15 protein-coding genes are annotated in these 13,959 nt (G+C 71.8%); 5 read left to right on the top strand and 10 right to left on the bottom strand.

Annotation, left to right across the window (positions count from 1 at the left end; translation table 11 throughout):
• Positions 1-135: 135 nt before the first annotated feature.
• On the bottom strand, positions 136-711 hold the full coding sequence (locus F4561_RS13650; protein WP_184579018.1) for a TrmH family RNA methyltransferase: 576 nt from the start codon (positions 709-711) through the stop codon (positions 136-138).
• Positions 712-782: 71 nt separating this feature from the next.
• Complete coding sequence (locus F4561_RS13645) at positions 783-1,433, bottom strand: class I SAM-dependent methyltransferase (RefSeq protein ID WP_184579015.1); 651 nt, start codon at positions 1,431-1,433, stop codon at positions 783-785.
• Between the two features lie 128 nt (positions 1,434-1,561).
• Here F4561_RS13645 and F4561_RS13640 point away from each other — a divergent pair, with 128 nt between their 5' ends.
• From F4561_RS13640 to F4561_RS13630, 3 genes are all read left to right on the top strand, one after another.
• On the top strand, positions 1,562-2,320 hold the full coding sequence (locus F4561_RS13640; RefSeq protein ID WP_184579013.1) for an SDR family oxidoreductase: 759 nt from the start codon (positions 1,562-1,564) through the stop codon (positions 2,318-2,320).
• A gap of 311 nt (positions 2,321-2,631) precedes the next feature.
• Entirely contained in the window at positions 2,632-2,907 is a 276-nt protein-coding gene (locus tag F4561_RS33940) for a DUF1876 domain-containing protein (RefSeq protein WP_184579010.1), read from the top strand.
• A gap of 81 nt (positions 2,908-2,988) precedes the next feature.
• On the top strand, positions 2,989-4,266 hold the full coding sequence (locus F4561_RS13630) for an APC family permease (protein ID WP_184579007.1): 1,278 nt from the start codon (positions 2,989-2,991) through the stop codon (positions 4,264-4,266).
• Between the two features lie 13 nt (positions 4,267-4,279).
• Here the strand turns inward: F4561_RS13630 and F4561_RS13625 are convergent, their stop codons facing one another.
• The 5 genes from F4561_RS13625 to F4561_RS13605 all read right to left on the bottom strand — a co-directional run bounded on the left by F4561_RS13625 (position 4,280) and on the right by F4561_RS13605 (position 9,169).
• The gene (locus F4561_RS13625; protein WP_184579004.1) at positions 4,280-5,161 is read right to left on the bottom strand and encodes an NUDIX hydrolase; all 882 of its coding nucleotides are present in this window, start codon (positions 5,159-5,161) and stop codon (positions 4,280-4,282) included.
• Positions 5,158-6,006, bottom strand: a complete 849-nt coding sequence (locus F4561_RS13620) for an HAD family hydrolase (RefSeq protein WP_184579001.1) — start codon at positions 6,004-6,006, stop codon at positions 5,158-5,160. Before F4561_RS13620 ends, F4561_RS13625 begins: the two co-directional genes overlap by 4 nt.
• Before the next feature lie 108 nt (positions 6,007-6,114).
• A complete protein-coding gene (locus F4561_RS13615; RefSeq protein WP_184578998.1) occupies positions 6,115-7,062 on the bottom strand; it encodes a VWA domain-containing protein in 948 nt (315 codons plus the stop codon).
• A 46-nt stretch (positions 7,063-7,108) separates the two neighbouring features.
• Entirely contained in the window at positions 7,109-8,086 is a 978-nt protein-coding gene (locus tag F4561_RS13610) for a DUF58 domain-containing protein (RefSeq protein WP_184578995.1), read from the bottom strand.
• A 6-nt stretch (positions 8,087-8,092) separates the two neighbouring features.
• Entirely contained in the window at positions 8,093-9,169 is a 1,077-nt protein-coding gene (locus tag F4561_RS13605) for an AAA family ATPase (protein WP_184578991.1), read from the bottom strand.
• A gap of 189 nt (positions 9,170-9,358) precedes the next feature.
• Between F4561_RS13605 and F4561_RS13600 the strand changes: the two genes are divergently transcribed.
• A complete protein-coding gene (locus tag F4561_RS13600) occupies positions 9,359-10,168 on the top strand; it encodes a hypothetical protein (RefSeq protein ID WP_184578988.1) in 810 nt (269 codons plus the stop codon).
• 180 nt (positions 10,169-10,348) lie between these two features.
• Entirely contained in the window at positions 10,349-10,654 is a 306-nt protein-coding gene (locus F4561_RS13595; protein WP_184578986.1) for a 4a-hydroxytetrahydrobiopterin dehydratase, read from the top strand.
• Between the two features lie 15 nt (positions 10,655-10,669).
• Here F4561_RS13595 and F4561_RS13590 read toward each other — a convergent pair whose 3' ends face one another.
• From F4561_RS13590 to F4561_RS13580, 3 genes are all read right to left on the bottom strand, one after another.
• On the bottom strand, positions 10,670-12,271 hold the full coding sequence (locus F4561_RS13590; RefSeq protein WP_184578983.1) for an AMP-binding protein: 1,602 nt from the start codon (positions 12,269-12,271) through the stop codon (positions 10,670-10,672).
• A gap of 421 nt (positions 12,272-12,692) precedes the next feature.
• Positions 12,693-12,860 carry a hypothetical protein gene (locus tag F4561_RS13585; RefSeq protein WP_184578979.1) on the bottom strand — a complete coding sequence of 56 codons (168 nt, stop codon included), beginning with the start codon at positions 12,858-12,860 and terminating at the stop codon, positions 12,693-12,695.
• Between the two features lie 81 nt (positions 12,861-12,941).
• Complete coding sequence (locus tag F4561_RS13580) at positions 12,942-13,760, bottom strand: arginase family protein (RefSeq protein ID WP_184578976.1); 819 nt, start codon at positions 13,758-13,760, stop codon at positions 12,942-12,944.
• Positions 13,761-13,959 lie beyond the last annotated feature (199 nt).

The raw sequence follows: 13,959 nt of genomic DNA, 5'->3' as shown, positions 1-13,959 counted from the left end.
GACGGGTGCACGTTTCCTCTCATTGGTGGCGTCTTAGGACGATACGTCGGATGGTGCTGAGAAATTCCCGCCTCACCTTGGTCGAAACCCTGTTGGTGGGCCCTCTTGGCGGGGGTTTGGCGCTGGGGCGCGGGGCTACCGGGTGGTTGCGGTGTTGGCGGTGTCCTGGGGGGTCGCGGTGGCGGTGGGGTCCCATTCGCGGCGCCGGGTTTCGGCGATGGCGATGGCGGCGGCCACGGCGACGTTGAGGGAGCCGACACGGCCGATCTGGGGGATGTAGCTGGTGGCGTCGGCTGCGGCGAGGAGCGTGGGGGAGCAGCCGTGGTCTTCGGCGCCGACGGCCAGGCAGATGTCGTTGTGCAGGGGGGTTTCGTGCAGGGGGGTGGCGTCGTTGGTGAGTTCGATGGCGACGACGCGGAGTCCTTCGGCGCGGGCGGCGTTGGCGGCGTCGCTGCTGGAGCGCAGCCGGTGCAGGGTGAGTTTGCGTTCGGTGCCCAGGGCGGTTTTGCCGACGCCCGGGTGGGTGGTGTCGGCGGTGTTGCCGGTGAGCCAGATGGTGTCGACGCCGAAGGTGGAGCAGGTGCGCAGGATGGAGCCCAGGTTGAAGGGTTGGCTGATCGATTCGGCGATGAGGGCGATGCGGCCCTCGGTGCGCCTGCGCCATTGGCGGTTGAGTCGCTTGACGTCGGTCGGGCGCAGCTGGGTGCTCACCTGGGGTCTGTTCCTTGCGTGTGGGTGCTGGTGTGGTTGGACGCCGTCCAGGATACCGGCAGGTGGGTGGGTTAGGTGGGGTGGTGGGTGCGCAGGATGCGGTATCCGGCGCGGGAGGCGGCGCGTTCGGTGGGGTAGCCGTTGTCGTTGAGCCAGCGGTGCAGGGTGTCGGCGCCGAGGTTGCGTTGTACGACGAGGTGGGCGGTGCCGGTGGGGGAGAGGCGGTTGAGCCAGGTGCGCAGCATGGTGTGCAGGGCGGTTTTGCCGACGCGGATGGGCGGGTTGGTCCAGATGGCGTCGAAGGGGCCGTCCAGGGCGGTGCGGGTGTGGGGGTCGGGGTGGCCGGTGGGGGTTCCGGTGGGGTCGGTGTGGGCGCAGCGCAGTCGGGTGCCGTCGTTGTCGAGGTGGTGGGTGCGGGCGTTGGTGCGGGTGAGTTCGACGGCGCGGCTGTTGGTGTCGATGGCGACCACGGTGGCGTGGGGGGCGCGGGCGGCCATGGTCAGGGCGATGGGGCCGTAGCCGCAGCCGAGGTCGAGGAGGGTGCCGGTGGTGGGGGGTGGGGGGACGGTTTCCAGGAGGATGCGGGTGCCCAGGTCGATTTTGGCGGGGGAGAACACGCCGCTGTCGGTGGCCAGCCGTAGGTGCAGGTCGGGCAGGATCAACTCGACGGTGCCGGGGCGGCTGGTGGAGTTGGGGTTGGATTCGAAGTAGTGCTGCGCCACGTGGCGACGTTACCAGGGGTTTTGTGGGTGGGGGTGGGTGGCGCCGCAACCCCGTGTCGCGACCGACCGGTTGGTCGGTACTGTTGGACGGGTCTGGCACGTCGACCCCAACAGAAAGGACAGTGGTCGTGGGACGTTTCGACGGGAAGGTGGCCGTCATCACCGGTGGCAGCCGCGGCATCGGGCTGGCCGCGGCGCAGCGCATCGTGTCCGAGGGCGGAAAGGCCGTCATCACGGCGCGCAACCCGGAGTCGCTGGAGAAAGCCGTCGCCGACCTCGGCGGGGACACGTACGCGCTGGCGGTCGCGGGCAAGACCCAGGACGCCGACCACCGCGCGGAGACGATCGAGCGGACCCTGGACACCTTCGGGCGGATCGACGTCGTGGTCAACAACACCGGGATCAACCCCGTTCTGGACGCGGTCGTCAACGTCGACTCCTCGGCCATGGCCAAGATCTTCGAGGTCAACGTGATCGCCGCCGCCCAGTGGGTCTCAGCGGCACACGCCGCCTGGATGAAGGACAACGGCGGCGCGGTCGTCAACGTGGCCTCACTGGCCGGGCAGCACCCCTCACCGGGCCTGGGCGTGTACGGGGCGAGCAAGGCCGCCTTGATCAACCTCACCCAGCAGCTCGCCTACGAGTTGGCGCCCGACCATATCCGGGTCAACGCGGTGGCGCCCGGCGTGGTCAAGACCCAGTTCGCCGAGGCGCTCTACGCCGACCGCGAGGACGAGGCCGCCAAGGCCTACCCGGTGGGCCGCCTGGGCGTGCCCGAGGACATCGGTGCCGCGATCGCCTACCTCGCCTCTTCGGACGCCGCCTGGATCACCGGGCAGGTGCACACCCTCGACGGAGGGCGCACGCTGCACGCCGGCGTGGAATGAGCACCCCCCGGGGGCGGCGAGGGTTCGCCGCCCCCTCGTTGCGCGTGCCCGGCCCGGCGAGGCGTTGCGATCGCCGGGCGCGGTGCGCAGGATGGTGCCAGGCCCTGTTGGGGTCGGGGAGAAGTGAACGCGTGTGGTCACCGGCCTTCCGGGTAGGAAGTCCGATACCCACGGGCCGCCGCGTGGGCCCGGCGGGGGATCCGGACCACGCGGACCACGCGGTGCTGGTCCGGGCGGGAGCCCGCGCTTGCGGTGCACACGAGCGAGGACACCGCAGGGCCGGCCGCGGGGTTTTTTGGGGGGAGCTTCACATGCACACGATGAAGCGATGGAACATCGACATTCTGCTGTCCGAGGAGTCCGAAGGCGAGTACACCCGGACCTGGGCGGAGGTGGGCCTGGCTTCCGACGACGGATCGAGCCTGCGGGGGCACGGCATGGCGCGCAAGCACCCGGCCGACGAGGACGTCCCCGAGATCGGCGACGAGCTCGCCGTCTCGCGCGCGCTGGCCGACCTCTCCCGGCAGCTCCGCCAGGTCGCCGCGGAGGACATCTCCGAGCACACCGGGACACCGTGGCGGCCCTGAGCCCATTCGGCCGGTTGTGGACGCCACCGGCGCGCGCCGAGTTCACTGGGGCGTGATCATGCTGGGGCAGACTCTGCCGGTATGACCACCTCTTCTGGTTCGCACGCACAGGCGAAGCCGGCACGGGTGCTGGGCACCGCCGACGCCGTCGCCATCGGTGCCGCGGCGATGATCGGCGCCGGGGTGTTCGCCGTGTTCGCCCCGGCCGCCGACGCCGCCGGTGCGTGGCTGCCGGTCGCGGTTGTGATCGCCGGTGTGGTCGCCTACTGCAACGCGACCTCCTCGGCGCGGCTGGCGGCCCGCCACCCGCAGTCGGGTGGCACCTACGTCTACGGGCGCGAACGCCTGGGCGAGTTGTGGGGCTACCTGGCCGGGTGGGCGTTCATCGTGGGCAAGACCGCCTCGTGCGCGGCGATGGCGCTGACGTTCGCGGCCTATGCGCTACCGGAGTGGCAGCGCCCCGCGGCGGTCGCCGCGGTGGTGGTGCTGACCGCGGTGAACTATGTCGGGCTGCGCTCCTCAGCGTGGCTGACCCGGGGGCTGCTGGCGGCGGTGCTGGCGGTGCTGGTAGCCGTTGTGCTCGCGGCACTGGGCAGCGGGATGGCCGAGCCCGCGCACCTGGCGATCTCGCGCGAATGGCCGGGCTTCTTCGGGTTGCTGGGTGCCGCGGGCATGCTGTTCTTCGCGTTCGCGGGCTACGCCCGGATCGCCACCCTGGGCGGGGAGGTGCGCAACCCCGAGACCACGATCCCGCGCGCCGTCACACTCACCCTGGCCGGGGTGCTGGTGCTGTACCTGGCGGTGGGCGCCTCAGTGCTGATGCTCCTGGGACGTCAGGACCTGGCCGGCAGCACCGCCCCGCTGGCCGACACCGTGCAGATCGCCGGCTGGCCCCAACTCGTCCCGATGGTCGCCGCGGGCGCCGCCCTGGCCAGCCTGGGCGCGTTGCTGTCCCTGGTGCTGGGGGTTTCGCGCACCGCCTCGGCGATGGCCGCCGACGGCCACCTGCCCCGGTACTTCGCCGGGATCCACCACCGGTTCGGTGTGCCGCACCGCGCGGAGGTCGCGATGGGAGCCGTGGTGGTGCTGCTGGTGCTGAGCCTGGACGTGCGCGGCGCGATCGGGTTCTCGGCCTTCGGGGTGCTGGTCTACTACGCGATCGCCAACGCCTCGGCGCTGCTGCTGGGCCCTGATGAGAACCGGCCCCCGCTGCTGGTGCCGGTGGTGGGGCTGGCCGGGTGCGTGGTGTTGGCGTTCAGCCTGCCCCTGGGGTCGGTGGTCGCGGGCGCCGCAGTGATCGCGGCCGGTGCCGCGGTGTGGCTGGTGCGCCGCGGGCTGGCCCAACGCCGCGCCCGGTGAGGCGGGCGCCGGTTCAGCGGGGCCCGGGCGCGGTCAGGGCAGTCAACCCGCGCCGGGCAGTGCTGGACAACCTGATGTGGGGCAGGTCCTCGGGGGTGAACCAGGAGCAGTCGTCGGTGGAGCCGGCGAACTCGGTTACGTGGGGCGTGCCCGGGTGGGGCACATGGACGTGGAAGAACACCCAGATCGCGTAGATGTCGGTGGCCTGGCTCTCCGGGCCGACCTGGCCGCCCCGGTGGTGGTGGGTGATCGCGATGATCTCACCCACCCGGCCGCGTTGGCCGGTTTCCTCGTGCAGCTCGCGGCGCAGTGCCGCGTGGATCTCCTCGCCGTGGTCGACCCCGCCGCCCGGAAGGTGCCAGCACCCGGCGCCGGGAAACCCCTCGGCGATCCGGGTGAGCAGGATACGGCCGGCCGGGTCGGTGACGATGCCGTAGGCCCCGAGCCGGCGCAGCGACGCCTGGGGCCGCTCGGGTTCCTCGGGCAGCAGCTCGGCCGGCGGGGGCGCGGCGGGCAGGAGCAACGCCTGGTCCAACGGCATGGTCTGGGCAGTGTCGCACGCACCCGGGCCGGCCGGGTGGGCCGGCTGGGCGGGGTAGGTGTAGTAGATCCGGTCGATGTGCAGGTGAACGGGGCCGGCCGCGTCGGTTCCGGTGACGAGTTCGGTGCGCAGGGCGTAGGGAGCCAGTGGGGTGGTGGATGCCAGGCCGGCCGCGGCGCGCGCGACACCGGCGGGGTCCGCGCCGAAGAGCACCCGGGCACCGGGCAGTCTCGCCTGGCCACTGGGGCGGTGGCCCAGCGCGGCCTGCCTGTCGGGGGTGCGGCCCAGTGCGTGGGCGCTGGCCCGCCGCACACGCCGGCCCGGGCTGGCTGCCGGGGGGCCGGCTCCACTCACAGCGATCCCGTGTCGGCGGGACTGTCGGGGGTGGCGTGGGGGGCCATGCCGGTGGCCACGGCGTTGTGGCCGGGGGTGTGCGGGGCGGCCAGGGGGTCGCCCATGCTGTGGGCGTGCGCGACGTCGGGGCGCGGCGCGGTGCGGCTCATCGCCACCAGCTCGTCGAGGCGGCTGATGGTGGTGACGTCGGCCTGGTCGTCCTCGGTGGTGCCGTGGCGGTCCAGCAGGACGGGGCGCATCCCGGCGGAGACAGCGCCAAGGGCGTCGGCGCGCATCTGGTCGCCGACGTGCCAGCACCGTGCGGGGGCGACGCCGAGCTGCTCGCAGGCGGTATGGAAGATCCGCGGGTCGGGTTTTCCGGATCCGGCGGTGTCGGCGCACACCACCACTTTGAAGTGGTGGGCGATGTCGAGCGCGGCGAGCTTATCGCGCTGCAGGGTCTCGATCCCGTTGGTGATGACGCCCAGGCTCAGGCCAGCCGAGGTGAGCTGGGTGAGGGTGGGCACAACATCGGGGAAGGCCCGCCAGGCGGTGCGGTGGGCCTGCAGGTAGGACTGGTAGAGCTGGTCGCACTGCTCGTCGCCGATGTGGGGGTGGCCGGCCTGGCTGGCCAGGGCGCGTACGCGTTCGCGGCGTTGTTCCTGCAGGGTGAGGCGCCCGTCGAGGAACGCGTTGAGGCTGATGTTGGTCTGGACGTCCCAGAGGCGGCGGGCGGCGGTGAACTCGGGGTGGCCGAGCTGCTCCATCATGGTGCGCAGTCCGGTGGAGCTGGCGGTGTGGTCGTCGAGCAGCGTGTCGTCGAGGTCGAAGAAGATCGCTACAGGCGCGGGAGCGGGATCCGGCATCGTTGACCATTCTCATCGCGGGTGACATGGCAGAAAACATTCCCACGCTACCGCTCGAGCAGGGACGACGCCGCACCGAGCCGCCGATGGGTCCCCGGGGGGCGCTCCTCAGGGTAGCCGCTGGAACCACAGCAGGGACGTGAATGCGGTAGCGGCGCCGATCAGCAGGGCGGCCAGAACGAACCGGGTGACAATCTCCTCGTGCTCGGTTTCGGTGCCCAACGAGGAACCGATGTCCTCGTAGACCTCGGTGAGTTCGGCCTCGGACTCGGCCTCGTAGAAGTTGCCGCCGGTGGTGCCGGCGAGCCTCTCCAGGGCGTCCTTGTCGATGTCGGCCTCGACGTACTGGCCGTTGATCTCGATGAGCGCCGCGCCGGCGCCGAAGGCGATGGTGGAAACGGGCACCCCGGCGTCGGCGGCCTCCGTGGCGGCCGAGGTGACGGGGCGCCCGCTGGTGTTCTCCCCGTCGGAGAGCAGCACAATGGCCGCGGGCGGCGGGTCGTCGCCGGCCTCCTCGTCGAAGGAGTTGATGGCCTGCAGCGAGGTGTAGACCCCCTCGCCGATGGCGGTGCCCGGGGTCATCTGCAGCCCTTCGACCTGGTCGGCCACGGCTTGGTGGTTCTGGGTGGGTGCGGCGACCATCCCGGCGGTCGCGGAGAACTGAACCAGCCCGACGTTGAACCGGTCGGGCAGCGAGTCGATGAACGCGCGCGCGGAGTCCTTGGCGGCGCTGATCCGGTCGGGTTCGACATCGGTGGCGGCCATGGACGGCGACACGTCGATGGCGACCATGATGGTGGCGCGTTCCCGCGGCACCTCGACCGGTTTGGCCGGCACCGCCATGGCGACAATGAGCACCCCCATGGTCAGGCAGAACAGCACGGCGCTGACGTGGCGCCGCCAGCCCGGCCGGCTCGGCGCGACCTTGTCGAGAAGCTGCAGGTTGGAGAAACGCAACGCGTAGTTCTTGCGGCGGAACTGCAGCACGACGTAGACGGCGGCGAGTGCCACAAGGGCCAGCAGCCACCACAGTCTCTCTGCGGCGAGGAAGGTCACCCGGTCGTCCTTTCGTTCGGTTACGTGGGTGCGCCGCGCGCCCTGGTCACCGGGGAACGGCGGGAGTGTGCCGGGCGAGCCGGTGTGCGGTGCGTCGCTGCTCCACCACGAAGCGGGCCATGTCGGTGATCCAGTCGCGGTCGGTGCGCAGCACCAGGTGCGGAACACCGCACCGGCGCAGACCACCGCGGACCGCGGCGCGCTGGGCCGCTGATGCCTCGCGGTAGCGCTGCCGCACCTTCCGGTTGAGCTGGACCTCGCGAATGCGCCCGGTTTCGGGGTCCTGCATGGTGACCAAGCCCACGTCGGGCAGGTCGAGTTCGCGGGGGTCGACCACCTCGACCGCCAGCACCTGGTTGCGGATGGCGAGCTGGCGCATGCCCCGCTCCCAGGGGGCGGGCTCGTGCGCGTTGGCGGTGGGCGGAGTCTCCAGGAAGTCGGAGATGACCACCCGCAGACCGCGGCGGGTGCGCGCCCGCGCGAGGTCGGTGACAGCGTCACTGAGGGTGGTCGCCGGCTCGTTGAGGGGTTCGCCGCGGGGGGCGGCGGCCACCGTCGACAGCATCGCCAACAGCGCTGCCTTACCCGAACGCGCCGGCCACCGGCGGATCTGGCCGCGGTGCAGGATGTGCGCGCCGAACCGGTCGCCCACCCGCTGGGTCAGGACGTTGACCGCGGCGAGCGCTCCCACAGCGAGGTCGCGCTTTTCCTGGTTGGCGGTTCCGAAATCCATGCTGGCGGACATGTCCACCAGGGACCAGCTCTCCAACTCACGGTCGGCCACAAGATCACGCACGTGCGGCTGGGTGGTGCGGGCGGTGACGGCCCAGTCCATAAGCCGGACGTCGTCCTCGCCGGGCTGGTACTGGCGCGCCTCAGCGGACTCGCTGCCCGGCCCCAACCGCAACCCCAGGTGCTCGCCGTGCAGCATGCCCTCCAGGCGCCGCACGATACGCAGGTCGAGGTGGCGCAGCGCGGAGTGCAGACGCGGGTTGATGCCGGGGTTCGTGCCGTGGTCAGCCATGGGTGCCTACCGTGCGGCTATGGCGGCCGAACCGCCAGCGGAGGGCTCGTCCCAGATGACACGCGGCGGCGGAACCGCCGCCAGCACCCGGTCAACCACCTGGGTGGTGGTGGCGCCATCGGCCAGCGCGTCGAACGTCAGCACCAGGCGGTGCGCCATGACGTCGCGCGCCAGCACCCGAACGTCATCGGGCAGCACATAGTCGCGGCCCCGGATGAGGGCGAGCGCGCGGGCGCAGGCCACCAACCCCAGGGTGGCGCGGGGGCTCGCGCCGACCTCCAGGACCCGGCGCAACTCGGGCATACCGTAGTTCTCCGGTTCGCGGGTAGCCATGACCAGCCGCACCACGTAGTCGAAAATGAGCTGGTGCACCTGCACGCGTTCGGCGTCCTGCTGCAGCTCCAGCAACGTGACCGGGTCGAGGATCTGGTGGGCCTCGGGGAGGGCCGAGCTCATCCGCCGCAGGATCTCCATCTCCTCGTGCGCGCGGGGGTGCGACATCTCCACCTTCATCAGAAACCGGTCGCGTTGGGCCTCGGGCAGCGGGTACACCCCCTCGGACTCCACCGGGTTCTGAGTGGCGATCACCACAAACGGATCGGGCAGCGGATAGGTAGTGCCGCCCAGCGACACCTGCTTCTCCGCCATGACCTCCAGCAGGGACGACTGCACCTTGGCCGGGGCCCGGTTGATCTCGTCGGCCAGCACGAAGTTCGCGAACACCGGCCCGAGTTCGACGTCGAACTGCTCGGTGGAAGGGTGGTAGATGCGGGTGCCCACAATGTCGGAAGGCACCAGGTCCGGGGTGAACTGCAGCCGCGCGAACGACCCGCCGGTCACCGTTGCCAGAGTGGACACCGCCAGCGTCTTGGCGATGCCGGGCACCCCCTCCAGCAGGCAGTGGCCCTTGGCCACCAGGGCGATCAAGGTGCGCTCCACCATCTGGTCCTGACCGACAATGACGGTGGAGATCTCCTGCAGTGCGGCACGGAGCAGCCGGGTCGGCTCGCCGGCGGTCTCAGCCCCGTCGGGCCGGGCAGGCTGCACGCCCTCAGCCCCCGGGGCGGGCGCGGATTCCGCCATCGTTACCAACCTTTCGACACGCTGTGGCGCCCCGCCTAGCGCCGACGCCGGGTACGTTGATGGACACGCACCGGTGAGACTACCCGCTCCGGGTGACCGGGAAAGCGGCGAACCACTCGGCGCGGTCCCTACGGTGCACAACCATCCCAAGAGAGACCATCGACTCCGTTGAGGAGGGCTGGCGAGCAGGTGTCTGAGCCGTTGCAGGACAATGATCCGCGTCAGCTCGGCCCGTACCGGTTGAGTGAACGCTTGACCGCGCGCCCCGAAGGCATCGTCTACCTGGCGCACGGCCCGGCCGGCGAACCGGTGAGCGTGGCGATGCTCAGCGAGGGCGCCTCCGCTGACCCCGCCGCTCGGGACCGGTTCGTGGCCGCCGTCAGCCGGGGCAACGGAGTCGACAACCCACCCGCGGTGCTGAAGTCCAACACCTCCAACCCGGCGGCGTCCTGGGTGGCGGTGCCGCACAGCGAGGCCGGCCCCGGTGCCGGCGCCTACCTCGAACCGGTGGGGGTGGAGCCCACCAGCGGCTCGGAGCGCTCCCCGGGCTACGTGCCCTACTGGGCCGGAGGCAACGCCCCCGCCACGGGGCGGTGGTTCGGGCAGGTCAGCGGGGGACGAAGCGCCGCGGCGGCCCAGCCCGGCGCCAACCGCGCGGCCATCATCGGCCTACTCGCGTTGCTGCTGCTGATCGTCGGGCTGCTGGCGGTGCTGTACATGTGGCTGTCGCAAGTGTCCAAACAGGCCATGGCCGAGTCCGAGAAGCCCTCACCGTCGCCCTCGTCCGAGCAGCCCTCGCCCTCGCCTTTCTCGCCCTTGCCTATGCCCTCACCGCAGCCGGGGTCCTCCCCCGAGGAGTCCACCGAACCGGAAAGCGAACAGGAGGAGACCACCCAGCCCCCACCCGGGGGATCCCCCAGCAGCGACGTCCCCTCGGTGCCGCTGGACGGCGGGGACCAGCCAACCGACGTGCCCGCCGATCCCGAGCAGATGCCCTGAGGCCACCCCGGCGCGGGATCCCCGCGTGGCCGCGCCGCGGCCGCTACCGTCGCGGACGGGGCCCGCCGTCGCCGCCGGCCGGGCGAGCCGCCCACCAGGCCAACGGTGGAAGCGGGCGGCCACACCCGCGCGGGCCCCAGCCGCGAGCGAACCACGACCACACGAGCCAAGGAGTCACCGATGGCGCAACTCGACGCCGACCAGATCGCCGACGGGCTGAAGCGCCTCGACGGTTGGGAATGGGACCGCGACCGCAACGAGATCCGGCGCACCGTGCACATGCCGGACTTCATGAGCGGGATCCACCTGGTCACCGCGGTCGCCCACGTCGCCGAAGAGGCCGACCACCACCCCGACGTCGACATCCGGTTCAACAAGATCACTTTCCACCAGACCACGCACGCCACCGGCGGTGTTACCCATCGCGACATGGAGATGGCGGCACGCATCGACGAGCTGGTCGCCGACGCCGCCCCGGCCGGCTGAGCCCGCGGGCCCGCCTCACACGTCGCGCAACCGCGAACGCCGGATCTTTCCCGACGGGCTGCGGGGGAGCTGCGCCACGAACGTGACCTGCCGCGGGTAGGCGTGCGCACCGAACCGGCTGCGCACCGTCTCGCGGAGCTCCTCGGCGAGGTCGTCGCCGGGCGCCACACCCTCGCGCAGCACCACGCTCGCGGCGACGGCCTGGCCCCGCAGCTCGTCGGGTACCCCGTAGACCGCGGTCTCGGCCACCGCGGGGTGGTGCAGCAGCGCCGCCTCGACGTCGTAGGGACCGATACGGAAACCCGACGACAGGATCGCCTCCTCATCGCGGGCGGAGAACACCAGGTGGCCGTCGCGGTCGCGGAACGCGGTGTCGCCGGTGAGGTACCAGCGGCCATCGGGGCTGAACCGCATTGCCGTGGCGTCGGCGCTGTCGCGGTACCCGCCGAACCACATCAGGGGACTGTCCTTGATGTCGACAGCGACCCGCCCCACAGTGCCCGGCGGCGCCTCCTCGTCGCCGGCCGGTTCCAGCACCGTCACCGACCACCCGGGCAGCGGCCGGCCGGCACCCCCGGCCCCGCCCGGCTGGTCACCCGCGCAGATACCCAGCTCGGGTTGGCCGTAGTGGTCCAGAACCCCCACCCCGAAAGCGTCCCTGGCCCACTCCACCACATCCGGGCTGACCTGCTCGCCCGCGCTGGACAACCGCCGGATGTCGACCCCGGGCGGCATCGTCTTCACCGTGGCACGCAGGGTGCGGTACACGGTCGGCGCGGCAGCGAAGTTGGTGACACCGAACGTCGCCAGCACGTCCAGGGTGAGCTCGGGGTCGAAACCGGCGCGCAACTGCAGCGAACGGTGCCCGGCCAGCAACGGCGAAACCAACCCGTAGTACAGGCCGTAGGTCCAGGCCGGATCGGCGGTGTTCCAGAAGACGTCCTCGGCACAGACGTCCAGACCGTAGTGGTGGTAGGTGTGGAACGCGGCCAGTGCCCGCACCGGCACGGGCACCCCCCGGGCCGGCCCGGCCGCGCCCGAGGTGTAGACCAGGATGAACGGGGCGTCGCCGCCGGTGGCCACGGGCGCGGGGGAGCGCGCGGCGGATGCTGACCGGGCCAGGGACTCAAGAGTGTGGTCGCCCGGGCGTTGCGGCTTTGGCGCTGTCGTGGCGATCTCCCAGGAAGGCTCGGCCGGGATGTCGTCCCCCGGGTCGAGCTTGGTTCGCTGGTCGGCGTCGCACACCACCAGGCGGGTGCCCGAGTGCGTCAGCCGGAACGCGATCGCTGAAGGCGCGAACGCGGTGAACAGGGGAACATGGACCGCGCCCAGCCGCCAGATCGCGAGCGCGGTGACGGTGAGATCGATGCCCTTGCCCATGAGGGTGGCCACGTGGTCGCCGGCGCCCACACCGAGGTCGGCCATCCCGGCGGCCAGCGCCGCCGAGCGCTGCGCCAGCTCACCGAAGGTGAGATCGCGCGAATGCAGATCGGGGCTGATCTCGGTCACGGCGATGGCGTCGGCGGGGTGGCGATCGCACAGCAGGGACCCCACCGCACTGGTGGGAGCGTCATAGGTGGTGAGCCAGTCGCGCACCTGCCGCGCCGGGTCTGACATCGTCGGGCTTTCCCCTTTTTCGCCTGGATTGCGGTGGTGTTCGGCCCCAAGACTATGCCGTTCACCACGTGGGCAGAAGGACCCCGAAGGACCCCGAAGGCCCCACACGCGGCCCCGATCAGCGGGGCGCGGCCACACCCGGCCACCTCCGACACGGGGCCACCGCGGTCGTGCACCGGCTCCAGCCGGGGGAGGAGCGCCGCGCCCGGGTGGCGGTACTGCCCACCGGCACTGCGCTGTCCCGTGAACCGCGGATACCCCCGGCGGCCACCATCCTGCGCACCGAAGCCCCGCGGCAGCTCGGCCGCAGACGCCGGCGTTCAGCCAGCCGCCAGAAGGCCCACGCCGGCGCGGCGGCGCCCGCGCGCCACCACCGGAGCCGGAGTAGCCCTAGGAGCCCCGCACGGAGATGTCCTCGGTGTCAGGGGGAGGAGGACCAGCCCAGGGAGGGGATACGGCCCGACCCGTCGCAGTCGTCGCAGGGCCGCGGAACCACCATTTCACCGGTGACGTCGCGCCCGGAGTAGCCGACGACGTTCACCCGCAGGCCGCTGCCCTGGCAGCACTGGCATACGATCGCGATGTCCATCCCGTTCAGGATATGTCCCACAGGCCGCGGCGCGCCCAACAGGCCCCGCGCGCGGCGCGCCCGTACGGCCGAACCGTCTCGCTACCCGCCGTTCGCGGTGAGCCCGAGCGCGCCCAGCAGCGCGGCCACGGCGCCGGTGTCGTGCTCGATGACCGGGACGTACTCGCACACCCCCACACCCACCACGTCGTGGTGCTCGGCGATGGTCCCCAACGCCCGGGCCACCGTGGCCACGCTGGGACCCCCCGGTGCGGGGCACGACACCGCAGGCAGTTCGGCGGGGTCGCACACGTCCATGTCGAGGTGCACGTAGGCGGGCGTGTTCGGCGGGTGCGGGGCCGCCCCGGTGAGCTCCGCGGGGTCGACGCGCGCCACACCGGCCGAGCGGATGTAGGTCTGCTCGCCGGGGTCGAGGTCGCGCGTCCCCACCAGCGTCACGCGGGATGCCGGCAGCCCCGGCCCGCCGCCGCGGAGCCGCGGGTGCCCCTCGCCGAGCAGGAGCCGCAGCGCCATGCCGTGCGCCCTGCCGCTGGGGGAGGACGCCGGGGTGTTCAGGTCGCCGTGCGCGTCGACCCAGTACACGACCAGGTCGTTGTGGCGGGAGGCCAGGTGCTCGACCGCAGCGAGGTCGCTGAGGCAGTCGCCGCCCAGGGTGAGTGTGCGTGCGGGGGCCTTGTGCGCCACGCGTTCGCGGAGCTGGCGCAGGATGCCGGCGAGCACTTCGAGGTTGCGCACGCCGTCCACGGTGGTTTGCGAGCCGTCGCTGACCGAGACGTGCAGCCGGCTGCCGCCCGAGGACGGCACCAGCCGGGCCAGCGCCGCGGCTCCCTGGGCGACTCGAACGTTGTCGCCGCCCTGCCAGAGCGGCACCACCAGATCCACATCGCGTGACCACAGCATGGGGTCACTCTAGGACGCCGCGCGGTGTACGCGCTGGCCCTCCGGGGAGAGGCACCAACGGTTTACTTTACATAAGGTACATTATCGGCATTTTTCGGGGTGCCGGGAAGAGGGGCGGCGGGGTGTGTCTGGCGTGTTTGTTGTCCGTGTCCGCGTCAATGCCGCGGCGCCGGACCGGGTTGCGCCTGGCGGGCCTCGG

It is taken from the genome of Lipingzhangella halophila, assembly GCF_014203805.1.
Taxonomy (GTDB): Bacteria; Actinomycetota; Actinomycetes; order Streptosporangiales; family Streptosporangiaceae; genus Lipingzhangella; species Lipingzhangella halophila.
The sequence above is the reverse complement of the archived record's forward strand: the minus strand, read 5'-3'. Positions and strand labels throughout refer to the sequence as shown.